The 23,817-nt window shown below is 57.0% G+C and carries 28 protein-coding genes; 9 read left to right on the top strand and 19 right to left on the bottom strand.

From position 1 onward, the window contains the following. Nucleotides 1-336: 336 nt before the first annotated feature. The 3 genes from ACIQY3_RS01805 to ACIQY3_RS01795 all read right to left on the bottom strand — a co-directional run bounded on the left by ACIQY3_RS01805 (nucleotide 337) and on the right by ACIQY3_RS01795 (nucleotide 3,323). Nucleotides 337-1,740, bottom strand: coding sequence for an MFS transporter (locus ACIQY3_RS01805; RefSeq protein WP_403016667.1), 1,404 nt, complete (start codon nucleotides 1,738-1,740; stop codon nucleotides 337-339). A gap of 497 nt (nucleotides 1,741-2,237) precedes the next feature. Next, nucleotides 2,238-2,834, bottom strand: a complete 597-nt coding sequence (locus tag ACIQY3_RS01800) for a hypothetical protein (RefSeq protein WP_403016665.1) — start codon at nucleotides 2,832-2,834, stop codon at nucleotides 2,238-2,240. A 30-nt stretch (nucleotides 2,835-2,864) separates the two neighbouring features. Further along, nucleotides 2,865-3,323, bottom strand: a complete 459-nt coding sequence (locus tag ACIQY3_RS01795; RefSeq protein ID WP_403016663.1) for a metallophosphoesterase family protein — start codon at nucleotides 3,321-3,323, stop codon at nucleotides 2,865-2,867. A gap of 195 nt (nucleotides 3,324-3,518) precedes the next feature. Here ACIQY3_RS01795 and ACIQY3_RS01790 point away from each other — a divergent pair, with 195 nt between their 5' ends. Beyond that, on the top strand, nucleotides 3,519-3,773 hold the full coding sequence (locus tag ACIQY3_RS01790) for a DUF6555 family protein (RefSeq protein WP_054048764.1): 255 nt from the start codon (nucleotides 3,519-3,521) through the stop codon (nucleotides 3,771-3,773). Between the two features lie 83 nt (nucleotides 3,774-3,856). Next, nucleotides 3,857-4,258 carry a hypothetical protein gene (locus ACIQY3_RS01785; RefSeq protein WP_403016660.1) on the top strand — a complete coding sequence of 134 codons (402 nt, stop codon included), beginning with the start codon at nucleotides 3,857-3,859 and terminating at the stop codon, nucleotides 4,256-4,258. Nucleotides 4,259-4,406: 148 nt separating this feature from the next. On the opposite strand, the gene ACIQY3_RS01780 is transcribed toward ACIQY3_RS01785, so the two are convergent. The 3 genes from ACIQY3_RS01780 to ACIQY3_RS01770 all read right to left on the bottom strand — a co-directional run bounded on the left by ACIQY3_RS01780 (nucleotide 4,407) and on the right by ACIQY3_RS01770 (nucleotide 7,218). Then, complete coding sequence (locus ACIQY3_RS01780) at nucleotides 4,407-5,594, bottom strand: hypothetical protein (protein ID WP_403016658.1); 1,188 nt, start codon at nucleotides 5,592-5,594, stop codon at nucleotides 4,407-4,409. 134 nt (nucleotides 5,595-5,728) lie between these two features. Next, the gene (locus tag ACIQY3_RS01775) at nucleotides 5,729-6,289 is read right to left on the bottom strand and encodes a hypothetical protein (RefSeq protein ID WP_403016656.1); all 561 of its coding nucleotides are present in this window, start codon (nucleotides 6,287-6,289) and stop codon (nucleotides 5,729-5,731) included. 8 nt (nucleotides 6,290-6,297) lie between these two features. Then, a complete protein-coding gene (locus ACIQY3_RS01770; RefSeq protein ID WP_403016654.1) occupies nucleotides 6,298-7,218 on the bottom strand; it encodes a hypothetical protein in 921 nt (306 codons plus the stop codon). A gap of 167 nt (nucleotides 7,219-7,385) precedes the next feature. Here ACIQY3_RS01770 and ACIQY3_RS01765 point away from each other — a divergent pair, with 167 nt between their 5' ends. Next, a complete protein-coding gene (locus ACIQY3_RS01765) occupies nucleotides 7,386-8,090 on the top strand; it encodes a hypothetical protein (RefSeq protein WP_403016652.1) in 705 nt (234 codons plus the stop codon). 58 nt (nucleotides 8,091-8,148) lie between these two features. After that, nucleotides 8,149-8,481, top strand: a complete 333-nt coding sequence (locus ACIQY3_RS01760) for a hypothetical protein (RefSeq protein ID WP_403016650.1) — start codon at nucleotides 8,149-8,151, stop codon at nucleotides 8,479-8,481. A gap of 279 nt (nucleotides 8,482-8,760) precedes the next feature. Here ACIQY3_RS01760 and ACIQY3_RS01755 read toward each other — a convergent pair whose 3' ends face one another. From ACIQY3_RS01755 to ACIQY3_RS01735, 5 genes are all read right to left on the bottom strand, one after another. After that, on the bottom strand, nucleotides 8,761-9,387 hold the full coding sequence (locus tag ACIQY3_RS01755; RefSeq protein WP_403016648.1) for a LysE family translocator: 627 nt from the start codon (nucleotides 9,385-9,387) through the stop codon (nucleotides 8,761-8,763). Nucleotides 9,388-9,454: 67 nt separating this feature from the next. Then, nucleotides 9,455-10,453: a bile acid:sodium symporter family protein gene (locus tag ACIQY3_RS01750; protein WP_403016646.1), complete on the bottom strand. Its 999-nt coding sequence runs from the start codon at nucleotides 10,451-10,453 to the stop codon at nucleotides 9,455-9,457. Nucleotides 10,454-10,562: 109 nt separating this feature from the next. Next, nucleotides 10,563-10,826 (bottom strand): hypothetical protein, encoded by a 264-nt coding sequence (locus tag ACIQY3_RS01745; protein ID WP_403016644.1) that lies wholly within the window; start codon nucleotides 10,824-10,826, stop codon nucleotides 10,563-10,565. 21 nt (nucleotides 10,827-10,847) lie between these two features. Then, the gene (locus ACIQY3_RS01740) at nucleotides 10,848-11,786 is read right to left on the bottom strand and encodes a methyltransferase (RefSeq protein ID WP_403016642.1); all 939 of its coding nucleotides are present in this window, start codon (nucleotides 11,784-11,786) and stop codon (nucleotides 10,848-10,850) included. After that, nucleotides 11,783-13,201, bottom strand: coding sequence for an iron-containing redox enzyme family protein (locus ACIQY3_RS01735; protein ID WP_403016640.1), 1,419 nt, complete (start codon nucleotides 13,199-13,201; stop codon nucleotides 11,783-11,785). Before ACIQY3_RS01735 ends, ACIQY3_RS01740 begins: the two co-directional genes overlap by 4 nt. A 173-nt stretch (nucleotides 13,202-13,374) precedes the next feature. Here ACIQY3_RS01735 and ACIQY3_RS01730 point away from each other — a divergent pair, with 173 nt between their 5' ends. Continuing rightward, the gene (locus ACIQY3_RS01730; RefSeq protein ID WP_403016638.1) at nucleotides 13,375-14,283 is read left to right on the top strand and encodes an alpha/beta fold hydrolase; all 909 of its coding nucleotides are present in this window, start codon (nucleotides 13,375-13,377) and stop codon (nucleotides 14,281-14,283) included. A gap of 9 nt (nucleotides 14,284-14,292) precedes the next feature. On the opposite strand, the gene ACIQY3_RS01725 is transcribed toward ACIQY3_RS01730, so the two are convergent. Continuing rightward, complete coding sequence (locus ACIQY3_RS01725; protein ID WP_403016635.1) at nucleotides 14,293-14,694, bottom strand: DUF1801 domain-containing protein; 402 nt, start codon at nucleotides 14,692-14,694, stop codon at nucleotides 14,293-14,295. Nucleotides 14,695-14,852: 158 nt separating this feature from the next. Here ACIQY3_RS01725 and ACIQY3_RS01720 point away from each other — a divergent pair, with 158 nt between their 5' ends. Beyond that, complete coding sequence (locus ACIQY3_RS01720) at nucleotides 14,853-15,515, top strand: glutathione S-transferase family protein (RefSeq protein ID WP_403016633.1); 663 nt, start codon at nucleotides 14,853-14,855, stop codon at nucleotides 15,513-15,515. A 14-nt stretch (nucleotides 15,516-15,529) separates the two neighbouring features. On the opposite strand, the gene ACIQY3_RS01715 is transcribed toward ACIQY3_RS01720, so the two are convergent. The 3 genes from ACIQY3_RS01715 to ACIQY3_RS01705 all read right to left on the bottom strand — a co-directional run bounded on the left by ACIQY3_RS01715 (nucleotide 15,530) and on the right by ACIQY3_RS01705 (nucleotide 16,646). Next, complete coding sequence (locus ACIQY3_RS01715) at nucleotides 15,530-15,919, bottom strand: c-type cytochrome (RefSeq protein ID WP_403016631.1); 390 nt, start codon at nucleotides 15,917-15,919, stop codon at nucleotides 15,530-15,532. A 66-nt stretch (nucleotides 15,920-15,985) separates the two neighbouring features. Continuing rightward, complete coding sequence (locus ACIQY3_RS01710) at nucleotides 15,986-16,189, bottom strand: hypothetical protein (RefSeq protein ID WP_403016629.1); 204 nt, start codon at nucleotides 16,187-16,189, stop codon at nucleotides 15,986-15,988. A gap of 130 nt (nucleotides 16,190-16,319) precedes the next feature. Continuing rightward, complete coding sequence (locus ACIQY3_RS01705; RefSeq protein ID WP_403017625.1) at nucleotides 16,320-16,646, bottom strand: hypothetical protein; 327 nt, start codon at nucleotides 16,644-16,646, stop codon at nucleotides 16,320-16,322. 156 nt (nucleotides 16,647-16,802) lie between these two features. Here ACIQY3_RS01705 and ACIQY3_RS01700 point away from each other — a divergent pair, with 156 nt between their 5' ends. Then, nucleotides 16,803-17,738 carry a transporter gene (locus ACIQY3_RS01700; protein WP_403016627.1) on the top strand — a complete coding sequence of 312 codons (936 nt, stop codon included), beginning with the start codon at nucleotides 16,803-16,805 and terminating at the stop codon, nucleotides 17,736-17,738. 6 nt (nucleotides 17,739-17,744) lie between these two features. On the opposite strand, the gene ACIQY3_RS01695 is transcribed toward ACIQY3_RS01700, so the two are convergent. Further along, nucleotides 17,745-18,641 (bottom strand): LysR family transcriptional regulator, encoded by an 897-nt coding sequence (locus tag ACIQY3_RS01695; protein ID WP_403016625.1) that lies wholly within the window; start codon nucleotides 18,639-18,641, stop codon nucleotides 17,745-17,747. A 99-nt stretch (nucleotides 18,642-18,740) separates the two neighbouring features. On the opposite strand from ACIQY3_RS01695, the gene ACIQY3_RS01690 reads away from it, so the two are divergent. After that, nucleotides 18,741-19,403 carry an NADPH-dependent F420 reductase gene (locus ACIQY3_RS01690; RefSeq protein ID WP_403016623.1) on the top strand — a complete coding sequence of 221 codons (663 nt, stop codon included), beginning with the start codon at nucleotides 18,741-18,743 and terminating at the stop codon, nucleotides 19,401-19,403. 327 nt (nucleotides 19,404-19,730) lie between these two features. Here the strand turns inward: ACIQY3_RS01690 and ACIQY3_RS01685 are convergent, their stop codons facing one another. Next, the gene (locus tag ACIQY3_RS01685; RefSeq protein ID WP_403016620.1) at nucleotides 19,731-20,819 is read right to left on the bottom strand and encodes a polyamine ABC transporter substrate-binding protein; all 1,089 of its coding nucleotides are present in this window, start codon (nucleotides 20,817-20,819) and stop codon (nucleotides 19,731-19,733) included. A gap of 48 nt (nucleotides 20,820-20,867) precedes the next feature. Then, nucleotides 20,868-22,169 carry an NAD(P)/FAD-dependent oxidoreductase gene (locus ACIQY3_RS01680; RefSeq protein ID WP_403016617.1) on the bottom strand — a complete coding sequence of 434 codons (1,302 nt, stop codon included), beginning with the start codon at nucleotides 22,167-22,169 and terminating at the stop codon, nucleotides 20,868-20,870. A gap of 156 nt (nucleotides 22,170-22,325) precedes the next feature. Between ACIQY3_RS01680 and ACIQY3_RS01675 the strand changes: the two genes are divergently transcribed. Then, the gene (locus ACIQY3_RS01675; RefSeq protein ID WP_403016615.1) at nucleotides 22,326-23,216 is read left to right on the top strand and encodes a LysR substrate-binding domain-containing protein; all 891 of its coding nucleotides are present in this window, start codon (nucleotides 22,326-22,328) and stop codon (nucleotides 23,214-23,216) included. Here the strand turns inward: ACIQY3_RS01675 and ACIQY3_RS01670 are convergent. Then, complete coding sequence (locus ACIQY3_RS01670; RefSeq protein WP_403016613.1) at nucleotides 23,211-23,615, bottom strand: acyl-CoA thioesterase; 405 nt, start codon at nucleotides 23,613-23,615, stop codon at nucleotides 23,211-23,213. The genes ACIQY3_RS01675 and ACIQY3_RS01670 overlap by 6 nt on opposite strands. Between the last annotated feature and the right edge of the window lie 202 nt (nucleotides 23,616-23,817).

The raw sequence follows: 23,817 nt of genomic DNA, 5'->3' as shown, positions 1-23,817 counted from the left end.
AATGTGGGAGCGAGCCTGCTCGCGAAAGCGGTGTTTCAGGTGACAAGGATTTCGACTGGGCTGACGCCTTCGCGAGCAAGCCCGCTCCCACAGGGTATCGGTGTTGGCCGCAACTCTTGCGAACGACACCGAACCAATGTGGGAGCGAGCCTGCTCGCGAAAGCGGTGTTTCAGGTGACAAGGATTTCGACTGGGCTGACGCCTTCGCGAGCAAGCCCGCTCCCACAGGGAATCGGTGTTGGCCGCAACTCTTGCGAACGACACAGAACCAGTGTGGGAGCGGGCTTGCTCGCGAAGGCGGAGGTACATCCGCCCTCGATCTAACTGAAGAACCGCTTACAGATCCGTAATTTCCTTATGCTGCGGCACCAGTGCCTTCATCACGCTCCACGCCACCAGATACGCCAGTGCGCAGATGGCAAACATGATCATGTAGCCAGTGTGAATGTCGTTGATCGATTTGTAGTAGTCGAACACCCAGCCGCCTATCTTGGTCATCACCACCCCGCCCAAGCCGCCGGCCATGCCGCCAATCCCCACCACCGAAGCGACGGTTTTTTGCGGGAACATGTCAGACACGGTGGTGAAGATGTTGCACGACCACGCCTGGTGCGCCGACGCGCCAATCCCGATCAACAACACCGGCACCCAGAAACTGATGTAACCGAACGGCTGCGCCAGCAACACCAGCAGCGGGAACAGCGCGATCACCAGCATGGCTTTCATGCGACCGTCATACGGCTTGTCGCCGCGTGCCATGAAGTAGCTCGGGAACCAGCCGCCACCGATGCTGCCGACCATGGTCATGCTGTACAGCACGGCCAGCGGAACCACAATGTCCGGGCCTTTCATGCCGTATTGCGCCGACAGATAGGTCGGCAGCCAGAACAGGAAGAACCACCACACGCCATCGGTCATGAACTTGCCGAACGCAAAGGCCCAGGTCTGGCGATAGGTCAGCAACTTGAACCACGAGACTTTCTTGACCACCTCGCCCGCCACCGGCGTGGCGATCACCTGCACCGGCTCATCGCTGCGGATGTAAGCCAGTTCCGCCGCCGACAGGCGCTTTTGCTGCTCCGGCTTCTGGTACAGCGTGATCCACACGGCCACCCAGACAAAGCCCAACATGCCGATCACGATAAACGCCGCTTCCCAGCCCCACAGGCCCGCGATCAGCGGCACGCAGATCGGTGCCAGGATCGCGCCGACGTTGGCACCGGAGTTGAAGATGCCGGTGGCGAATGAGCGTTCTTTCTTCGGAAAGTATTCGGCAGTGGCCTTGATCGCAATCGGAAAGTTACCCGCCTCGCCGATCGCCAGCACCGCGCGGGACAACATGAAACCGGCGATCGACACCGGAATCACCGCCAGGCCAAACGCGCTGCACACCGCAGCGATCCCCTCGCCCATCGGCATTGCAAACGCATGCATGATCGCACCCGTCGACCAGATGCCGATCGCCACCACAAACGCAGTCTTGGTGCCGATCTTGTCGACCACACGACCCGCGAACAACATGGAAATGGCATAGACAAACTGGAACACCGACGCAATGTTGGCGTAATCGGTATTACTCCAACCGAACTCCGTCGACAGACCCGGCGCCAACAGGCTGAGCACCTGGCGGTCGAGGTAATTGACGGTGGTCGCAAAAAACAACAGCGCGCAGATCGTCCAGCGGTATTTGCCTACGGCTTGGCCGACGCGTTGCGCATTGATGGGCTCATTCAGATTCATAGCATCACTTTATTATTGGATTAGGGTGATGAACTCTCGACAACCTCGCGAGAGTACAGGTGCACGTTCTCCATGCCCGGCGGCTGGAGTCAGACCTGTAACAACTGCTATGGGGTGTTTGTTGAAACCGTTGCCTGCAACGGGCCGGACTGTGCATCAAGGCAAGCAGTCAGGATCGAACCACGGGGAGCGGCATTCGGGGAGGCGAGTACGCAGGTTGGATTCATGGTGGGGCCGACACTCTTTTTTATTTTTAGGGTTCAACAGTCGATCTATCGTCTGTCGTCGTACAACTGTGCCTTTTATAGCGAGGCTGGTACGTGGCTGTCAATCTGAAAGATGGCCGTTCGTCATGACACGACCTCTCGTTCCAGATCCAGCTCTGTAGGGAATACGACGGGTACAGGCAGGTTCAGCGGTGTGATTTGCTTCGCGAACAGCAGATGGGATGGAAAAAGTCGTTGTACGACAACGAAAGATCTAACTGGCGCGGGATATCATTCATCGACGCTGCAATCGACATCGCCTGCGCCCATATGGTCGAAGCCGGTCAGCATGACCGAGGTAAACCCTGAAGACGGATCGCTTGGGCGTTTACCCGTCGAATCATCGGTCGATACATATTGCACGCTGGTGTCCATGATATTTTCCGGCAATGTCCCCTGCTCTGTTTCGGACAACACGTAGGCTTCGGCACGCGGCAATTTAAAGGCGTTGCGGACCTCGGCCTCGTTGAATGTTCCCTTGAGCAAGAGCGTCACCTGCTGCAACTCCCCATGCTCCCAGCTCAGTTGCACCTGCGTCGCGAGCGGATGAATCCTGGCAGCCAGGCTTGCGGGGAAGTCCGGCCCTTCTGTGTAGGCATCGCCGTTGTCGCATGGGTCGCCTTGATTTTCGTAGCCCTTCAGGCTGCAATTGAAGCGCTTGTCGCGATACCCCAGCGACTGCTCCATATAGCAACCAAACTCGCTCGACGACATGCGCGGCCATGCCAGCACATCGACGGTGGGCGGCGGCAGCCCCGCGCCCAAGGCCTGACCTGCACAGGCCATCAACGCGATGAACATCGCCATATCGGTATTGATCTTGAGCATGTTTTTTTTGTACCAGAGGGCCAGGGTCGATCATTCCACCAACGATACCAGACGCGGCTCAATCGACGTCGCCAGCACTTCAACCAGCGCCAAGGTCACCGGCAACTTGAAACGCCGCCGCCCTGCACTCCCGGGATTGAGATACAGCCGCTCGCCCCGCCATTCAATCAGTGGTTTATGAGAGTGGCCGGTGATCACCATCCTGACGTCCTCATTGAGTGCAATGGGGACATCGGCAATGTCATGCACCAACAGCGTCTTCCAGCCATTGACGTCGACATACAGAAGATCGGGAATCTGTTCCGCCCACGGCGCGTCCAGGTCGTTGTTGCCACGCACGACGTATAAAGGCGCGATGGCCGTCAGTTGATCAAGTATCTCGGCACTGCCAATGTCACCCGCATGAACGATCCGTTCACAGCCTTCCAGCGCCGCAACCGCTTCGGGGCGGAGCAGGCCATGGGTGTCGGAAATCACGCCAATTTTCATGTAGGGCTCCGGGATAAATAAGGGGTCGCGCCGCCAGTCACTGCCATTGAACTATCCCATCACGACACCGTCCAGAAGCGCCTTCAAACCCGCAATCTTCCCTACAAAAATCAATAAGTAACAACAACTGAAAACGCTTTGAATTTTTTTCTGACGCCACCACTCCTTTATCTATGAGCAAATGGAGGGGGCCTCATGAAGACCGATCTTTACATCATTGAATACAAGCTTCACGGGCAGACAAAGTCATTCATCATCCGCGCGCAAAGCATGACCAATGCCCAGGCCTGGCACTGGGCGAGTTGTGATGCGGGGATAGCGCCGATCCCGAAACCCGGCAGGCCGCCACTCAAAGTCGTGTCCAAACCCCAAGCGGAAAAGTATGGGCTGACTGAGGTGAAATGGCGGGAGTCGGCGACGTTGAACTGGACGGAGGTTTCGACATCATGACCTGCGCCCGGCAAAGAGAGACGCCTGGGCTATGATCCATTGCGTCAAGATGTAGATGCCCGAAACCTGATGAGTACCAGCCAATGAATGCATCCAAAGATTCAGCCCGCGTGTTGTTCATCGGGCAAGAGCCTGAAACCGTGGATTTCTCCGACCCTGCTCTACCCCCTGGCTTTGACGCCGCGAAAATACGCGCCGGCATCGCGTCCGGCATGCAGCAGATGGCCGATCGCGGCTGGAGCGCCGATCTGCTGCTGGTGCGTCCAGACGACAGCGCCGCCTTAGAGGTGGAGCGCCAGTTACTTGCAAGTCGCTACGACTGCGTGGTCATTGGTGGTGGGCTGCGCATCCCCGCCAACAGCCTGCTGTTGTTCGAAGCGTTGATCAACGCCGTGCACAAAGCGGCGCCGGATGCTGCTATTGCGTTCAATACGTCACCGCAAGATACGGCGGATGCGGCGGCGAGGTGGTTGAAAGTTGAATGAATCCGGGGCGACTCAGGCAATGTAACCGAGAAAAAGGCGATCCATTAGCCATGATCTTCGCTAGCCGGAGGCCCAAACCCAAGTTCAATGCTCGATTTGACAAGCCATAGTTTGAATTAATTTAGCCACCTACGGAGACGCTAGGTCATCAATGCATTCTAAGATATTGGTCTGGCTTAAATCCTATTGCGCGATATCCAAATGCCATCGGTCGTGGAAAAACCTGAGTTAAAGTCACGCCCGAGCTAGAAACCGATTTCACAGCCCCAGTGACTCCTGGGGCACCCGGTAAGATGGCTTTTGACAGCCTATCCACCTCAGCCTCTTTTTCAGCAATCTGCTGGACAAGTTCCTTCATGGTCTCCTTCTGAGCCTCCGTATTAGAATGGCTCTGATTGGCTCCTTGGGCCACAGAAGCGTCAGTCTTTATAACGTTGAGCTGATCACGCAAGTCTTTGAGTTGGTCAAATCGCTCGGCCAATGCCTGGGTGCTGACTGAAAGATCGGAAGCCTTGGCTGCTGAGCTTGCAATTGAAATATCTATAGCATTCGCATAATACACTTCCGTGACAACTAGTAGCTCAGGCTCGGAGACTTTACCTTTCTTATCGATGAATTTCTGAACATTCATCATTCGTTCTAAAATAACTTGTACATCTTTAACACCGCCGGCGGTGCTGTAGTTGTAGTTATTCAAAGCTGACAGAAGATCGTGTAAATCAACCCTGATGACTGTAGCGCTCGGTATCGACACGGTCATACGATACTCGTTATTTCCCACGAGACTACCTAGTAGACCAGTCACCCCATTCAATACATTACCGCTTATACCTGACTCGGCGAGTGACCCAAACTGAAAAGCAGGGAAAGCCATGACGCGATTGACTCTGAAATCAGCATCTTTATAGCCACTGCATTTAAAGTGCGAGTATTTGATTTCAGTAGGCTGCCATGGAGTGAAGGGCTTGTTTCCTACAGATCCGCCACCATTGGCCTCGTAGCCAGAAACTGGCGGAATTTCAGGGGCGCTCCGGAGTGACAAATACAACTGACAAAGGTCGAGCGATCCGATTCGAACAAGATAACTGGTGTAAAACTCAGCGGGTTTCTCCTCAAACCACTTGGTTTTCTCAGGGTAAGTTGGAACCAAAAGCATATTTCCTGGATATAAACTCTCCTGAAGAGGATAAATCGCTCGAACACCCAGGTTCTGTATGCTCTCTGACCATGCTTTGAGCATAGTCCCTGCTTCTGGCTTCGAAGCACCGCGCCACCACATAATGGCTACAAAACCTACGACCACAATCGAAATAGGGATAAAAATCTTGTAACGCATGCGCCCTCCATGGAACACGAGATAGCAGGGAACAGTCAATGGTATAGATACTAGGCAAAATTCAAGGACATGATGAGCTCCGGTTAACTCCCAGCGAAAAGCATGCAAATCGAGCTCAACTCCACATATTTATACTATTTTGGTGGCCTCTTCGGCGTCTTGTGCTCATTGCCAGCCGGTTTCACAGGTGTACCGCGATTCACACCACCTGCCTTCATACCCGGCTCTATTGAGGCCGCCAGAGCGGAAACGTCAACGGCTGCTTCGTCACCTTTTTCCTTCTCCTCCTCGATTTTCTTGTTCATTACGTCGTAGAGCGTCATTGCAGCGTCAGCAATACCCAATGGAGATCCATTTATAGCGGCGCCAATGAACACAACGACAGCAGTGATAACCTTGATTGTTTTTTCAACCTTCTTGGTGTTATAGACAAAATCAGTTATTCGCTGACTGGCCTCTTTTATAACTTCCAGGTCTTGCGTGGTCGAAGCCCCTAGCAGCACAACCCCTTGAGTTTGCAAGTGCATGTAGTCTTGCATAAGTTTAAACTGCCTATCCTTTAGCTCGGCCTCTATTGGTGAATTTTTAATATTTTTCAAAAAAGTACGAATTTCTATAAACTGATCTAAAACGGCTTCTTTCAATTGCGCTTGAGCGAGCAATGCTTCTTCTAGACCCAGCTTTCCATCAGACATGTCTGCACCTATTTACGCAGTGTATTGAGTGAATCCCGGACCGCACGAGCATCTTTCGCAAAAGCTAAAACTTCTTTCAGCTGCGCCTCTTCTGAAAGTGTTTGAAACTTTTCGGCCAGTTCGTTGTTAGCATTTATCAGCGCTTTACACGCCTGGGTAAATTTTTCTGAAACCTCTTTTCCTTTCCCAGGCGTCTTACCATCCCCAACGTAATCGAGCGCCTTGACGTAGTCTGCCTGCGCTAGCCGATGTGGCACTACAGACCCAGTGGCAGCGCCTTTTGGCAGCTTTGAAGCTTTTATAAGATCGTCGAGAACGCTTTGCAATACTGCCTGCTCAAGTCTCATTTGATCTTCATATATTCTTGTGGCGTAGAGACTCATTTTCTCTACATTGGCATTCACAAGGGCCTTATTCCGCTGAATCAAAGCGACTGACTCTTTTTTAACTTTATAAGTCGTATATACCTTTGCGATAGTATTGGCGAGTTTTGAAACGGCGCTAAGGTCTTCTTTTTTAAACTCTGGAGTCTCTTTTCTATCTTTTAGTTCAGCCGCAGCTTTTTCCAAACTGGAATTTTCATCGTCCAAATAGTTTGGTTCAACGCCTACTACCTTGGCAAGGGCATCGGCATAGCCGCTGATGACATCAGCAATCATCTCCGTGGTTTTATTTTCCTCTACGAACTGTTTACATCCTGATTCGGCTGCCTGATTAATTCGTCGATAGTCATCATTTTTCGGCTGGATAGAAGCGAACGCCCTGAAGGTTGTATAACACCGTGTCTCGGTGGCCTGCGTCATTTCTTTGAAACTTGTCGTCAGGCTGTTGGTACTGGACTCGAAACTTTTAATGGCCTTAACGTTATACCCGCAACCACCAAGCAGCAGGGGAAGGAAAATTACCAGCGCAAGGAAATTATTTTTCATATGCTGCCACCGTATTTTCGTTGTTATGACGTTGGACCAACTCCGAACTGAATGCATATGTACATGCTTTCGAATAGTCGTCTTGTATCCAAGGGGCAGAGGACGCCCATCCTTGGTGTCAGGCAGCGTTGGCATGGCCATCTGCCATTTAACAATGAGCAAAGACTATGTTTCACCCGTTCGCAAGTGAGGAAATGTCGGGTAGTTCCCGAGCACTAAATTTTATGGTCGTTTTTTGGTCCATTTGTGCTTTCTTTTTGCTTAAGAAAGGAGCCCCACACCTGCTTGAATTATTTTCTCATCTCGGCATAGCACCTACAGAGCAGTGGGCTATCGTGATAGAGGACGCCGGCCGCTCGAATTCTTCTCGGCAGCATGACGACAACCTCGGCAAAGGAGGGCATCTGGTGTTTAAGATTGACGACCCTAAGTTTCGTGCGATGGCCTCGCTCGGTGTTCCCGGGCTCACGGTGGGGTTGATCTTTGCCGTTATCGGCTGGGTAAAGCCCGAGACGCTGGTGATTCCTGCTGCCTGGGGCGGACCGATTGCGATGGTCATCGTTTTGGTCGCCGGCTTGATTTGTTTTCGCGTGACTACACCACGCCCCGCCCCGGTGACCGGCCCTGTATCCATCAGCATCCCCCACCCGATGCGATTCCAGCAGGTGGCTGAGATTGTCGCTGGCGAGGCCGTCGTGCAGTTCCTCGGATTCAATCAGGCCGAACTCGATTATCTGGTGCAACCCCGCCAGTTCACCGGCATCAATACGGCGAGCCTCCTCACCCGAATAGGTGATGCTAATCGAACTGGAATCCGGCTCTATTCGGTCAATGCTTCTACCACCGGCTTGATCGTTCTAACCATTCACTGAGACGAGCTCCATGGCTAAACACCAACTCTTCTGCCCGCCCCCCTCCACAGGAAGCATCATGTGCGACCTGGATCAGTTAGCGATATGTCGGTTGGTCAACGGACAGGCGCACGCCGAATGCTTTACGGTGCCGCCGGCAATCCGCAATGCCTCGCAATCAGAACTCGAGCAATGGTGCCTCGATAAGATCACCAGAAAGGGCCTTTACAGGTTACCGGCTGGCGATCCTAGCCTTGTCCTGCAGTCAGGGCATTTGAGTATCCCGTCTATGGGAGTGGAGATCACCTTCAGGACTCCGCACTTCTCTTCCCCGAACTCCAGAGTCACCGATGACTCAGATGGAGGCGGCGGAGATGGCGGCCTGGAAAAAGACATGGCGGCCATCGCTTAGGCCACGTATCTGCACCTTCCCAGCCTGGGAAAGGACGGGACATACCCTAAAAAACGGGAACGGATTCATTTTCCATTAGGCCGGGCTGTTCATCGAGCATTGGATTTGGAACAGCAAATCGAAAAAGCTCCCACTGCTATTCGAGCCAATCTCATGGCATCTGATGAGGTTGTCGTGTCTGACTTGATGAGGCTGTACGAGACGGCCGTTGCCGAGCAACCGCTTAGAGTCGATGCCCCCCTTTCACCACAGGCAACAGCCAGCCACGCCTAACCCACCCTACCGCTGCTGAAAAGCCACCTTCACCCCAAGCCCCACAAACATCGTCCCGATGATTTTCCCTTCCCACCGACGCAGCCTCGCAAGCCCCTTGATCAACCGACTAAGGGGGCGAATGCTGATTGAAAGAATGCTGGTATAGGTCGCGCTGAGCGCCGAGAAGATCAAGCCAAGTACCGCGAATTGAATCAGGGATGAGCCCGATTCCGGGTGAATGAATTGAGGCAGGAACGCCAGGAAGAAAATCGCGGTTTTCGGGTTCAGTACTTCTGCGCCGACCGCTTGAAAAAAGGCTTGGGTCGACGTCACGTCAGCCAACTGTGTTCGTGCGGCGGCGCCTGGCTTGGCCAGAAATGCGCGCACGCCCAGATAAATCAGATAGCACGCGCCCACCGTCTTCACGACATTAAACGCTAGCGCCGAGGTCATCAGGATGGCCGATAGGCCCAGCGCAGCGCTCAACGTGTGGATCAGGTCACCAGAGGCAATGCCCAGCCCCGTAGCGATCCCGACTTTACGCCCACCCTGCAGGGTGCGTGTGATCACCAACAGCACCGCAGGGCCGGGGATTAGAAACAGACCGATCACGACGGCCACGTAAGTCACGATAGAGGGCAGATCAAACATCGCGGGTCACCTCGAGGCAGGACAGGGGCACAGTTATCCTGATACGAGGTTCGAAAGCAACAGGTCCTTATGGATCAACCTGCCCCATCATTTCGGCGACCGTTTCCGTGCGATTGGCGTAGCGCTGCGCCAACACCGCACACACCATCAATTGAATCTGATGGAACAGCATCAACGGCAGGATCAACACGCCCAAGGTACTGCCGGCAAACAGCACCTGGGCCATCGGCACGCCGGTGGCCAGGCTTTTCTTCGAGCCGCAGAAGAGGATGGTGATGCGATCTTCCTGATTGAAGCCGAAGGCTCTGCCCAGCACGGTGGAGGCCAGCAACACGAGCCCCAGCACGATGCAGCACACCACCACCAGGCCGGCGAGTTCCCAGAGCGGAATCTGGTGCCAGATGCCTTCGATCACCGCTTCACTGAAGGCTCCGTAGACCACCAGCAGGATCGAGCCCTGATCGACGAATTTCAGCCAGGACTTGTTGCGCGCCACCCAGTTGCCGACCCAGCGCCGAGCGATCTGCCCGGCTACGAACGGCAGCAACAGTTGCACGCTGATCTTCAGGATTGCATCGATGGTCGAGCCGCCGTCGCCGTGCACATCCAGCAGCAAGGTGACCAGCAACGGCGTGAGAAAGATCCCGAACAGGCTCGACGCCGCCGCGCTGCAAATCGCCGCCGGGACGTTGCCCCGCGCCAGCGAAGTGAAGGCAATCGCCGACTGTACGGTGGCGGGCAGCGCGCAGAGGTAGAGCATGCCCATGTACAAATCGTCACCGATCAGCGGCGACAGCAACGGCTTGAGCGCCAGCCCGATAAGGGGGAACAGAATGAAGGTCAGGCTGAACACCAACAGATGCAGGCGCCAGTGGCCGGCGCCGGCAATGATCGACTCGCGGGATAGTTTGGCGCCATGCAGGAAAAACAGCAGGGCAATGGCAATGTTGGTCAGCCAGCCAAAGCCCACCGCGACCTGGCCGCTGGCGGGTAGGAAACTGGCGAGGATCACCACGCTGATCAGGCTCAGGGTGAAGTTGTCGGGTAAGAAACGCGGGCGGGTCATCGGTAGTGTCCTTCAGGAGCGCCAGGAACGTGGCGACCACTCTAACGCTACGGCGGATGACCGACTAACGCCAACGGGCCAGTAGATAGCGCCAAAAGGACAGAAAAACCTATCGACCGAACACCGGGTGGTAATCCCCTCCCGCCACCGCACGGGAATACGCCGCATCCGCCTCCAACCGCAAGTCCCGCCATTCCTCCCAATTCACAATGCCTTGGCGATCCATTTCATCCGCCTGGCGCAGCAGTTCCTCGTGATAGGCGTCGGGGCATTCCATCCGCAGCGAGCAATCGTCGAGCGCACGATGCCAAGCATCCAGCGCGCAGAGCCGCTGTTCTTGTGCCGGAGTCAGCTGGTTCTGGAATGATTTCATGGCGGTATCCTGCAAAAAGACCTACACCGGTAGACGTCGCGTGACGATCAGTTCCACGGCCGCGATGCGATCAACCTGTTCGTACCCGGCTTCCAGCAATTCCTCGCCGAAGACGTCCGGGTCAAGTTCGCGGTAGTGCCAGTCCAGCGCCGGTTGATCCACCGCCTCTTTCACTGCCGCGAGAAACGGATCCTGGCCATCCACAATGGCGACACCGGTATACAGCAGCAACGACCCGCCCACGGACAAATGCTCGATCGATTCGTGAACGATCCGCACGGACAGGTCAGCCCCCAGCGCATCACCGCCATGGCGATAAGCCCGTTGCCTGGAATCCTTCATGTAAGGCGGGTTGGCGACGATCAGGTCGAATTGCCCTTCCATCTCATTGAGCACGTTGCTGGTGTGGCAGGCCACGTTATTCAAGCCTGCCAGTTTGGCGTTGATCCCGGTGAATGCGAGCGCCTTGGGGTTGATGTCCACTGCGAAGACTTCAGCCTGAGGATTCGCCTGGGCGATAAGCATCGCGCCCGCGCCAGTGCCACAACCGATGTCGACGGCGCGTCTGATAACGCAACGGTTCAAGCGCATATGACGCTCGATGGTTTGGGCAAAACGATAGGTATCCGGACCGAAGAACACTGAATGTTCCTGAGTGGTCGGGAAGGCGGAATGAACCAACAACAGGTTATTCAGCGACGACCATCTGACGGTACTTTTGAGTCGATCATGATCACGTTCCAGCACGCCGCTTTCGATCAGTTCACCCTCAACGTTCGGTGGCAGCAGGCCAGATTCAAACGACCTGCTCCAGCCAAACGCATCACGCAGCGTTGTGCCGACGGCATTGTCAGCCCTGTCGTTGACCCGTTGATGAGTGACGGGCGTCGGCGTCACAAACGCGTATCCGCTTTCGCGAAGCAGCTCGCCCAGTTGCAACAGCGCGGATTGCTCACTCATAGCTGCGGCCCCTTGACGTTCTCGCTCATCACCTTGACGAACTCCCGCGTCGCATAGAGCCCGGCCGGGGTCGCATGCATGGCTGGGCACATGAACGCGCCAAGCAAGGCCATTTTTTCATTGGGTGCGCAGTGTTTGAGGTCGCTGAGTAGCCCTTGCAGATCCGGGTCGGTTGGAATGACCGGTGACGGTAAATCCGCATTTGCAGAATTCTTGCTCCTGAACTGGAATCGAAAGGCGTTGGCAGCGCCTTCTTCCACGATCCGCTCGCCGGCAATCCAGTCCCACAGCAACTGCTTTTCATAACCGGAGAACACGCCGAACATCGGCGCGCCCGCCCCGTCGATCAACTTCCAGAACCGACTGTTGGCCGGGTCTTCATCGCGTTTGATCCAGCCTTTTTTCAGCAAGGCGTCGAGGAACGCAGGGATCTGATCGGGTTGCGCCAGCCACTCATTCACCGTTTTCCCTTCCAGACGGCAATAGTCGGAATGCATGTGCTGTCCGAACGAGCGTTTGCGTTCGAGCATGGCGACGACTTGCTGCTCCAGGTCGAACGACTTGATGATCGCCGTGGAACCAATCCCCAACTCATTGAGTTTGTAGCCTTGCACGACACGCTGATAAAACTCCTCGCGCTCCGCTCCCATCGGCATCAGCGAAAGCACACTTTGGGCTGCCTTGCGCGCATGGCCGGTGCTCGCGTTATCGATGGTCACGTGCAGCGAAAAATAGTACGGGTCGATGCCCAGCTCATTCAATTCGAACGAGGTGATCAGCAAGTGCAACGGCAGCTGCTCATAGCCCAGGTTGTAGCCGATGACTTCAGGCAGAAACGCCGCGCCATGCTGACCCAGCGCCAACTGGATCGCGCCCTGCTCGTAATAGATATCCGCCAGCGTATAGCCGGGGTCGCAGTCCAGATCGGCGATCAGTTTTTTATACAGCGCCACATGATTGAGCGCCGGTTCGCCGTCGCCCAACTCCTCCAGATAAGTGCGGATCAACCCATGAAACCGATAATCCGCCCACTGTGGCAGCAAGCTGTAGAGCCACGCGCCATCCACTAACTTGGTCGGCGCGACATGCTGCAAGAAGTACAGCGCATGGCTGCGCCCCGTGAAAAAACGTCGGGGACCGCCAGCATGCCGCTCTTGCAGATACGCCGAATATTGCTCGGCGACGTTCGCCACACCCTGGCCGATCCAGTCTTCAAGTACCTGCGGGTTCCTCGGCACTTCGCACTCCGCGTGCTCGGCGCGGGCCAATTGTTGGCGCAGAAAATCGACAACATCGACATCGCGCAAAGCTTCGCTCGGCTGCATCAAGGCGTCATAAACAGTCTTGGCCTGATTGCTGTCGGTGGCTACCGGGCTACCTATTGGCGTGCCTGTAAGGGTCTGAAGGTGTGTCATAGGATTACCTGGCAGTCTCAACACTTCAAAAGTCTCGGCTTTGCGCCGCTCTAACTCTTACGATTCACCCCTATTCAGAAGATTCATTGAATTTCACGGCTGTCCGTTGGACGGCAATTTGCACAACCCCAGCTACCCTTCCATGGGCTCGCCCGCCCATTGGAGAAACCCTGATGATCCGCGCCCTGCTGACCGCTTCGCTGTTACTCGCCCTGAGCCTCCCGGCACTGGCCGGCGTGACGCCGTTCCCCGCCGCCTTCCGCACCAGGGACATCCCGTTGGAAGGTGTCACGATGCATGTGCGCGTCGGCGGCAAAGGCCCGGCGGTGGTGCTGTTGCATGGTTTCGGTGATACCGGGGACATGTGGGCGCCGCTGGCCGCGGACCTGGCCAAGGATCACACCGTCGTGGTGCCGGACTTGCGTGGCATGGGCTTGTCGTCGATCCCGGACAGCGGTTTCGACAAAAAAACCCAGGCGGGGGATATTCGTGGGGTATTGGCCGCGTTGGGGATCGAGCATGCGGTGGTGATCGGCCATGACATCGGCACCATGGTCGCCTTCGCCTACGCCACGCGTTACCCGCAATTGACCGATCGTCTGGTGGTGATGGATGCGCCGGTGCCGGGCGTTCCACCCTGGAATGACATCGTGCGCTCGCCGATGCTGTGGCACTTCGACTTTGGCGGGCCAGATGCCGAACGGTTGGTCGCCGGACGCGAGCGCATTTACCTGGACCGCTTCTGGAACGAGTTCGCCGGCGACCCCACCAAAGTGGACGAAGCCACCCGCCAGCATTACGCCAAGCTCTACGCTCGCCCCGGCGCCATGCACGCGGCTTTCGCGCAGTTTCGCAGCATTCGCCAGGACGCCGTGGACAACGAAGCGTCGATAAAGACGCGGCTGACGATGCCAGTGCTGGCCATCGGCGGCGAAAAATCCTTCGGCAACAACGAAGCCATCGTGATGCGCAATGCGGCGGACACGGTCACGGAAGTGGTGATTCCAGGGGCCGGTCACTGGCTGATGGAAGAAGCGCCGGCGCTGACCATTCGGGCGATTCGTGACTTTATTGCGCAGTGACAGGGTTGTTCATTTCGCCACTTTCGACGTGTTGAGCTTCACGGCCGCGCGAATCAGCGCCTTCAGCGCGGCCTCATCAATCTTCTCGCCCTCGTGAATATCGATGGCGCGCCGAGTGTTGCCTTCGAGGCTGGAATTGAACAGGCCTGAAGGATCCTCCAGCGAGGCGCCCTTGGCGAAGGTCATTTTGACCACAGCCTTGTAGGTCTCGCCGGTGCAGAGGATGCCGGCGTGGGACCACACCGGTACGCCGCGCCACTTCACTTCCTCGACCACGTCGGGGTCAGCCTTGTGGATGATCGCGCGGATGTGCGCCAGGGTTTCGCCGCGCCAATCGCCCAGTTCGTGGATTTTTGCGTCGATCAACGAAGAGGCGCTACTGCCCTCCTCTGCATCCGTTGCCTTGTTCATGGTGTCGCCTCCCGGGGTGATTGCCGACCCTTGAGTATTGCTGACAGACGAATTTTCTCCAGGCGCCGCGACCGCTGGGTAGGCTCGCCTCGCGCATCCCCGAACCTCGGTCGATACTGCAACGTTGTGGGCTGCACACGTTCATCGAGGACTGAAAGATGCCGCTGACTCTTTACTACCATCCGCTCTCGTCGTACTGCCACAAAGTGCTGGTTGCGCTGTACGAAAATGGCCTTGAATTCGAAAAGAGGATTGTTGATCTGTCGAGCGAAGCCGATCGGGCCGAGCTTCAGGCGCTGTGGCCGATCGGCAAGTTCCCGGTCATCCACGATCACACGCGCCAGCGCGACGTGCCGGAGTCAACGATCATCATCGAATACCTGGACCGGTTTTATCCTGGCCCGCAGCCGTTGGTTCCCGAGGATCGGGAGGCTGCGCTGGAAGTGCGTTTGTGGGATCGTTTTTTCGATCTCTACGTTCAGGGGCCGATGCAGCGGATTGTCGCGGATCGCCTGTTCTCCCTGCGCGGCGATTTGACCAAGGAACGTGTCTTGCTGAACACGGCGTATTACATGCTGGAGCGGCGGATGGCATCGAGGATCTGGGTCGCCAGCGAGGTCTTCAGCCTGGCCGACTGCGCGGCGGTCCCGGCGTTGTTCTATGCCAGCACGCTGCAGCCGTTCCCCAACGATTGCGGGCACTTGAGCGCCTACTTTGAACGGTTGATCCAGCGGCCGTCGGTGCAGCGGGTCATCGACGAAGCCAAGCCGTACTTTCAGTTTTATCCGTTTGCGGAAGCGATTCCGTTGCGGTTTCGCTGATGCACAGGTTCGGATTACTGCGGCTGAAAGGTTTGCAGGTAGGCCAGCAGGTTTTCGATCTTTTCCGGATCGCTGATGCCCCAGAAGATCATGCGGGTGCCGGCTACCACGCTTTTGGGGTCTTCGATGTACTTGGCCAAAGTTTCGCGGGTCCAGATCACGCCGGAGGATTTCATCGCCTCGGAGTACTGGTAACCCGTGGTGCTGCCGGCCGTGCGCCCGATCACGCCATTGAGCTCTGGACCAAAGCCCGGCCGCGCCGATTCGCCGACTTGATGACAACCGCCGCAGGTGCGGCTGAACAGCTTGCCGCCCGCCTCGGCATCGCCAGCCGCGCGGGCCTGGGTGCCGAACAATCCGGTGGTGAGCAATAAGGCGAATGTCAGTACGGCAGCGCGGGTCATGGAGCGGCTCTCGAAAAAACGAGCGGCTATTTCATCACGACCCGCGTCCAGACCGAAGCCTTCAATTTAATCGTGCAGCAATCCCGAGCTGTACTCGTTGAAGTTACTGCCGATGGCACTGCCGCCGAAGTTCAGCTTGTTGCTGGTGCGGCCATCAAACTGCTGGCAGCCATCGGAAAAACAGCTGCTGGTGGTCACACCGGAACCGGAGCACGCGCTCAGGAACAACGCACCGGCGATCAACACGACTTTGAAGAGGTTCGATTTCATTGTGACGTTCCCTTTGGCTGCAAGCATGGCCACGCACCACCCGAAGCCATCATCCTAAGCCGTGCCTGCACCCGAAACATAATGAAACATCGAAACCCGACAGCATTGGTTCAGCCAAGCGGTTGCCGGCTTATTTACGGGCCAGTTTGTAGCGCACGCAGTCCTCATAAAAGCTCTTGCGGATCGCCTCCGGCTTGAACCGCGACTTGCTGTCATAGGTTTGCTCGGTAATGCCCATGGCCATCATGCGCATCCACGATTTGTCGAACTTGTAACCCTGGATCTTCTGCCGTGCGGCATACAGCGAAACGCCCTGCAGCTTCAGTTCCTGAGCCCGGGCCGCCGTCCCCGCGCCCCAGCTGCACATATACCGATCATTGGGCTTCAGCTCCTTGGCTTCAACCGGGATGGCAATGCTCGCCAGGGCCAGCGAGATCACTAGATTGCGCAATTGAATTCACCTAACCATCTGAAAGTGCGGCGATTCTGGCGATTACGCGAGGGGTTGGGGGCCAGCAAAATGCCTTACCTTCGAAAGCCAAATCCAGACATTCGCCTACACTTGCTTCCCGTGCATGGATTATTCAAATAACGGTCGGCAAATGAGGCCCTGATGACAAAAACAAAAAAACTGATTGGGTTGATGGCCTTATTGCCTGCGGTCACCGTACAGGCGGACGATGGCGGCATCAGTTTCTGGCTGCCCGGTCAGTTCGGTGCACTGGCGGCGGCGCCGACCGAGCCGGGCTGGAGCCTGCCGCTGGTTTATTACCATGTCAGTGCCAGTGAAGGCGGAAGCAAACCCTTCCCACGCGGCGGGCGGACCACCGTGGGGCTGGATGCGAAAGCGGATTTGCTGTTCGCCAGCCCCACTTACACCTTCGCCGAACCGCTGCTGGGGGCTCAAGCGGCGGTGTCGGTGGTGGCCGCCGTGGGCCGGTCCGAAGCCAGTGTCGATGCCACATTGACCGGGCCGCGCGGTCGGACTTTTTCCGGGGGCACGGATGACAGCCTCAAGGGCGCGAGCGATGTTTATCTGCTCGGCACCTTGAAGTGGAACCACGGTGTGCACAACTTCATGGCGTACAGCATGGGCAACTTGCCCGTCGGCGCCTACGACCCGGATCGACTGGTCAACACCGGACTGGGCCATGCCTCTATTGACGCAGGCGGCGGCTACACCTACTTCGACAAGACCAACGAGTTTTCCGCCGTGGCGGGCATGACCTACAACTGGGAAAACACCGATATCGATTATAAAAACGGTATCGACGCCCACCTCGACTTGAGCGCCTCGCACTTCATCACCAGCCAGACGCACTTGGGCGTGGTCGGCTACGTTTACCACCAGGTCACGGGGGATAGCGGCAGCGGCGCCACCCAGGGTGATTTCAAATCCAAAGTCAGCGCCGTCGGGCCCCAGGCCGGGCACTTCTTCAAGGTCGGCAAAGAGCTCTGGTATGCCAACCTCAAGGGTTATTACGAGTTTGAGGCCGAGAACCGCGCCGAGGGCTGGAACACTTGGCTGACGCTGGTCGTGCCGCTGTAAGCCTGCTCAGGGCGTTGCAAAATGAAGCAGCGCCGCATCGATAAATCGTCGGAGTTTGGCGGTTCTCTGGCGATTGGCCGTGTAAAGCAAATGCATCTGCCGGCTCGGCGCTTCGTAGTCCGCTAACAGTCGCACCAACTCGCCACTGCGCAAGGCAGGCTCAAGAAAGTCTTTTGGCCCAAGGACAATCCCGAATCCGTCCAGCGCGGCCGACAACAATGCTTTGCTTTCGTTGACGTGCAATCGACTGGCGACTTGCACACGCTCAACCGTCGAGCCCTTGCAGAACACCCACTCGCGATCCGCTGGGCGGGACCAATAGGCGTAGCCCAGGCACTCATGCTGCTTGAGATCGTCTGGAGTTTTCGGCGTTCCGCGTTCAGCCAGATAACTCGGTGCCGAGCAGGCCACCAATCGATAAGGCGCCAACGGCCGGGCGGTCAGACTGGACGTGGCCAGGGGGCCGATCCTGAACGCTACTTCATACCCCTCCTCCACCAGATCGACGAAGCGATCGGTCAGATGCAGATCGATTTCCACCTCGGGGTGCTGGCGCAAGAACTCCGTGACAAAGGGCATCAGGCTGTAGGAACCAAAGGTCACGGGCGCGCTGACTCTCAGTTTGCCGCGCGGGGTGTCGTTCATGATCTGCGCCAGTGAATCGGCGGCCTGGGCCTCGCTCAAGATGTGTTTGCAGCGTTCGTAGTAAGCGCTGCCCAGCTCCGTCAGGCTCTGGCGCCGGGTTGTACGGTTGAGCAGCCGTGCGCCGAGCCGCTGCTCCAGCGTGGCCACATGCTTGGCGACCATCTGCGGCGACATGTCGAGACGCTCGGCGGCGCTGGCATAGGACCCGGATTCCGCGGCCATCACAAACGCGCCCATGCTCGTCAGGCGATCCATCATTCGACACTCCTGGTAACGAGACTAAGTAGCCGATGATTATTTATCTGCGTCTGGTTGGCAATCATCATGAACCTTACTTTCCATGAACGGAGCAATGACATGAGAATCGGGATCATTGGAGCAGGCTTTATCGGACGCGCAGTGGCGCAACTGGTCATCGCGGCGGGACATGAGGTGATGCTCAGCAACTCACGCGGCCCACAGACCCTGAGCAGCGTGCTCGCCGGCATTCGCGGCAGTCAGGTCGGCACCACCGAAGAGGCGGCGCAGTTTGGCGAGGTGGTGCTGGTGGCTATCCCTCTGGAGCACTACCGCAGCGTGCCGGCCCAGTGGCTGGAGGGAAAAACCGTGCTGGATGCCAACAACTACTATCCGGCACGCGACGGCCACATCGTCGCCCTGGACCGTTACGAAACCACCACCAGTCGCCTGCTGGCCGAGCACCTGCCCCACTCCAATGTGGTCAAGGTGTTCAATGCCATCCTCGCCCAGGATTTGCTGCAAGACGCCCGCCCGACAGCCGCGCCGGATCGACGCGCACTGCCCGTCGCGGCGGATGATCCGGTGGCAAAAGCGTTGGTGATCAAGTTGCTGGACGGGATTGGATTTGACGCAGTGGATGCCGGCAATCTTGATGAGAGCTGGCGGTTCGAGCGGGCGAAACCTGCCTATTGCATTGCGCTGGATAAAGCAGGGTTGAAGGCTGCGTTAGCTGCGGCGGAACGGCAGGTGGAATTGCCCGAGGGGTCGTGGCGTCATTGAGCGGATTGCACACCAGTCCGGTAGCTTGTTGGCTGTGAGGGCCTCTTCGCGGGCAAGCCCGGCTCCCACAGGGATCGGCGGTGGGCACAAAATATGTGCTCGGCGATGCTCCCACAAGGGATCTGTGGTGTGCGCAAAATGTGTATTCGGCGACGATCCAGTGTGGGAGCGGGCTTGCTCGCGAAGGCGTCGTGTCAGCCAATACATCTGTTGAATGTGAAGCCGCTTTCGCGGGCAAGCCCGCTCCCACAAGGGATCTGCGGTGGGCACAAAATATGTGCTCGGCGATGATCCAGTGTGGGAGCGAGCCTGCTCGCGAATGCGGTTTCAGGTGTTGGTCTTCAGTTTGTTCCACAGACGCGTTGTCAGCCGTGCGATGGCCGGCGGCAGGTCTTCCACGGTGAACAGTTTTTCCAGCACGGTTTTCGGCGGGTAAATCGCCGGGTCTTGTTTCACGTCCGGGCTGACCAGCTCATCTGCCGCAAGGTTGGCGTTGGCGTAATGCACGCTGCTGCTGATGTTGGCAATCACCTTGGGTTCAAGCAGATAGTTCATGTAGGTGTAGCCGTTCTTCTCGTGGGGCGCGCTCTTGGGCATGACCACCATGTCCATCCACAGGGTCGAGCCTTCGTCCGGGATCGAATACGCGATGTCGATGCCATTCTTGGCTTCCTTGGCGCTGGCGGCGGCCTGGACGATGTCGCCGTTGAAACCGATCACCGCGCAGATGTTGCCGTTCGCCAGATCGCTAACGTACTTGGAAGTGTGGAAGTACTGAATGTATGGCCGGATCTTCAACAGCGCCTGCTCGGCTTTCGCATAATCCGCCTGCTCGTGACTGTGGTGCGGCAGGCCCAGGTAGTTGAGGGTGATCGGCAGGATCTGCGTCGGGTTATCGATAATCGCCACGCCGCACTGGCTGAGTTTCTTGATGTTGTTTTCATCAAAAAACAGGCTCCAGGAATGGGTGACATCGGTGTTGCCGAAGATCGCTTTGATTTTCTCGACGTTGTAGCCGATGCCCGCGGTGCCCCACATGTAGGGATAGCCGTACTGGTTGCCGGGGTCGTTGACTTCGAGTTTTTTCATCAGCGCCGGGTCAAGGTTTTTCCAGTTGGGCAGCTGGCTTTTGTCGAGCTTCTGGATCGCCCCGGCCTTGATCAGCCGCGACATGAAATGGTTCGACGGACTGACCACGTCATACCCGGTATTGCCGGTCATCAACTTCGATTCCAGGACTTCGTTGCTGTCGTGGATGTCGTACGTCGCCTTGATCCCGGTGGCCTTGGTGAAGCTGGGTAACGTGTCGTCGGCGATGTAGCCGCTCCAGTTGGAAATATTGACCTGTTCGTCGGCGTAGGAGACTGCCGAAAACGTCGTGAGTAAGACCGCCAGGGAAACAGGATGGACGCGCATGTTCGATCACCTTTTGAAGAACTTTTTTTGTTTGTGATAGCCGGTTTTCTAGATTTCTGTTCTGGCCCTGACCGCCTCCACACGCATACGCAGCATGGCACCGATATCAAGCAAAGGTTTGGGCGGCAGCCAGCCGGGCTGGGCTCTTTGCATCACCGACGCCAACAGTGGCGAATGGGTGCCCGAGGCCAGTTCGGCAAGCAAGCGTCCCCACAGGGTGCCGCGCGCAACGCCGGAACCATTGCAGCCGGCCACGGCAAACACGCCCTCCTCGACTTTGGAGAAAAACGGTTGCCCGGAGCGCGAGGCGCTCAGATGACCGGTCCAGGTGAATCGGATGTCCTGCTCGGTCAACCACGGAAACCGGCGTTGCAAGCCCACCGCGTGATGTTTTCGGCGGAACAGCAAATCGTTGTTGGACAGATCCCGGGAGCGGTATTCGGCGGTGTTGCGGATCATCACGCGACGGTCCGGGGTCAACCGCACCGTGGCGCCGAGTGGCCGGGTGGACAGCACGCCCCAGGGCTCGACGCTGCCCATCGCTTCAAACTCATCGACGGTCAACGGCCGTGTGAGGCTGGCGCTGAGCTCCATCGGGAACGTGCCGCTGTCGGCGATTCCCGAGCGCGGGATGAAGGCGTTCAGGCACACCAGCACTTGCTTCGCCTCAATGCTGCCCTCGATGCCTTGGGCACGAATGCGTCCTTGAGCTGAACGTTCCAGCCCAGTGATATCGGTGTTTTCGTAGAGGGTGACATTCGGCGGCAACACGTCGAGCAAGCCCTTCACGTATTTGGCTGGTTGCAGCAAGCCGTTGCCGTTACCGCACCAGATCGCCGCCTGGTAATGCCCGGTACCGAGTTTTTGCTTGAGCTGTTCACCTTCCAGAAACTGCGCCGAGGCGCCCACAGCGTGCAGCGTTTGCAGCTTGGCTTCGACGTGGGTCAACTTGGCTGGATCGCTGACGGCGAAGAAATAACCGGCATCCCGGAAGTCGCAGTCGATGCCGTGACGGGCAATCCGCTGGCGGACTTCCTCGCTGGCAGCGCGGGAAATCGCGGTATCCACTTCATATCCGGCGAAGCCCGGATTTCCCGACAACTCGTCCGTGGCCGGATGTTCATGGGCCACGACAAACCCGGAATTGCGCGCCGATGCGCCTTGCGCCGCGCGCTGCCGGTCGACGATCACGATGCGACTCTGAGGGTGCATTTCGGCGAGCGAATGAGCGGCGCACAGCCCCGTAATCCCGGCGCCAATCACCAGCCAATCGGCTTTTTGCGTGCCGATCAAGCGATCACGAACCGGGGCGTTTCCCGCCTGCGCAATCCAGCCACATACGTTTTCCATGCATCACCTCATTGACTGTCGTTCGGCACACCGCACCTGTCGCCACATGCAGTAATCGCATGAGCCGTTTCAGGTAACAGCAGCCATAGCTGGAATCTATAAGGTCTGTAGTGATACAACCAACGTTATAAAATCATCGGACTATTCTGAAAACGCATGGATAAAATTCGCCACGTTCCTTCCCTCCAAGGTCTTCAAGCGCTGGTGGAGGTTGCCGATTCGGGCAGCTTCACCCAAGCGGCGCAAAAGCTCTGCCTGACCCAAAGTGCCGTCAGCCGCAAAATCCAGCAGTTGGAGAGTCACTTCGGCGTGCTGCTGTTCGTGCGCAGCAGCCGCAGCCTGCAACTGACCCTCGAGGGCGAACAGGTGCTGGCCAGTGCGCGCCAGATCCTGGAGCAACTGAAAACCCTGGAGGATCGGCTTTCCCCACAGAAGCGCCCGTTTCGCATCCGTATGCACGTGTCCCTGGCGGTCCGTTGGCTGCTGCCGAAATTGAGCGACTTCTACCTGCGTTATCCGGAGGTTTCCCTGTCGATCGAAACCGTGGCCACGGAGATCGTCGAACCGGCCAGCGACAGCGACGCCTACATCCTCTATCTGCCCGAACCGTCGAGCGATCCGGCCAGCCTGACCCTGTTCGAAGAAGCGCTGGTGCCGGTGTGTGCGCCAGGCCTCGGCCCACTGGATTCGATGGACGATCTTGTACGCTTCGCCCTGCTGCATCGCTCGGCGGACAAACAGGCGTGGATCGATTGGCTGGCGGCCAATGGCGGCAAATCGCTGAAGGATTACCGGCACATACCCTTCAACCTCGATGAGTTGGCGCTGGATGCCGCGGCACGGGGATTGGGCGTGGCGATGACGGATTTGACCCTGGCTCAGGAGTCGCTGGATCGCGGGATATTGGTGGTGCCGTTTGGCCAGCCGTTGAAGACGCGGGGGATTTATTCGCTGTGCCCACAGCCGTCGGCGGCGAGCCATCCGGCGTGCGGGGTGATCATGCAATGGTTTGCGGAGCAGGCCGGGCAGACTCCAGTCCAGTTATGAAAGAAGCGCTCTCAGCTGTTCTGGAAGAGCGACAACCTGCCTGGTTTCAGGCGAGACGCAAACATGAGTGATATTCGCGACAAACGATAATGTCTCATCACCGACAAACCCTTCGACCAAAAAGGTAAAGGAGTGATCCCCTAACCTGGCCACACTGACCTTGATATTCAACTGATCATCCCAAGACAAGGAAGTCAGCATTTCCAAAGACATGGCACGTACCGGCGGCAATATATTAAATCCCATCAACGTTCTAAGCCCGGGCGCCCCCAACCATTTATCAAGTGCTACATAAACGGCTTCAACTGCAAAGTATGAAAATCGCGGGGTATAAACGACCCCCGCCGGATCACAATCACCAAACAAAATAGTTCTGCTGACAAAAACCGCATTAGGCATTTATTTATTTCCCTGTCGTTATTAAATACCGGAATGCATCCAGGTCTTTGATACTTTATCCCATTATTGCCGCAGGAAAACGATACTCAACGTGTCGGCGCGGCAAGCCCATAACATAGCACTACCGTCGGTAAGCATCCGCAATTCTCGAAGATCGATGAACACTTCGACATGAACTAAGTGAGACGCTCGTTCCGTTCTC

Origin of the sequence: Pseudomonas sp. NPDC096950 (assembly GCF_044762525.1) — a bacterium.
Classification (GTDB): Bacteria; Pseudomonadota; Gammaproteobacteria; order Pseudomonadales; family Pseudomonadaceae; genus Aquipseudomonas.
This window is presented reverse-complemented; position numbering and strand designations above follow the sequence as displayed.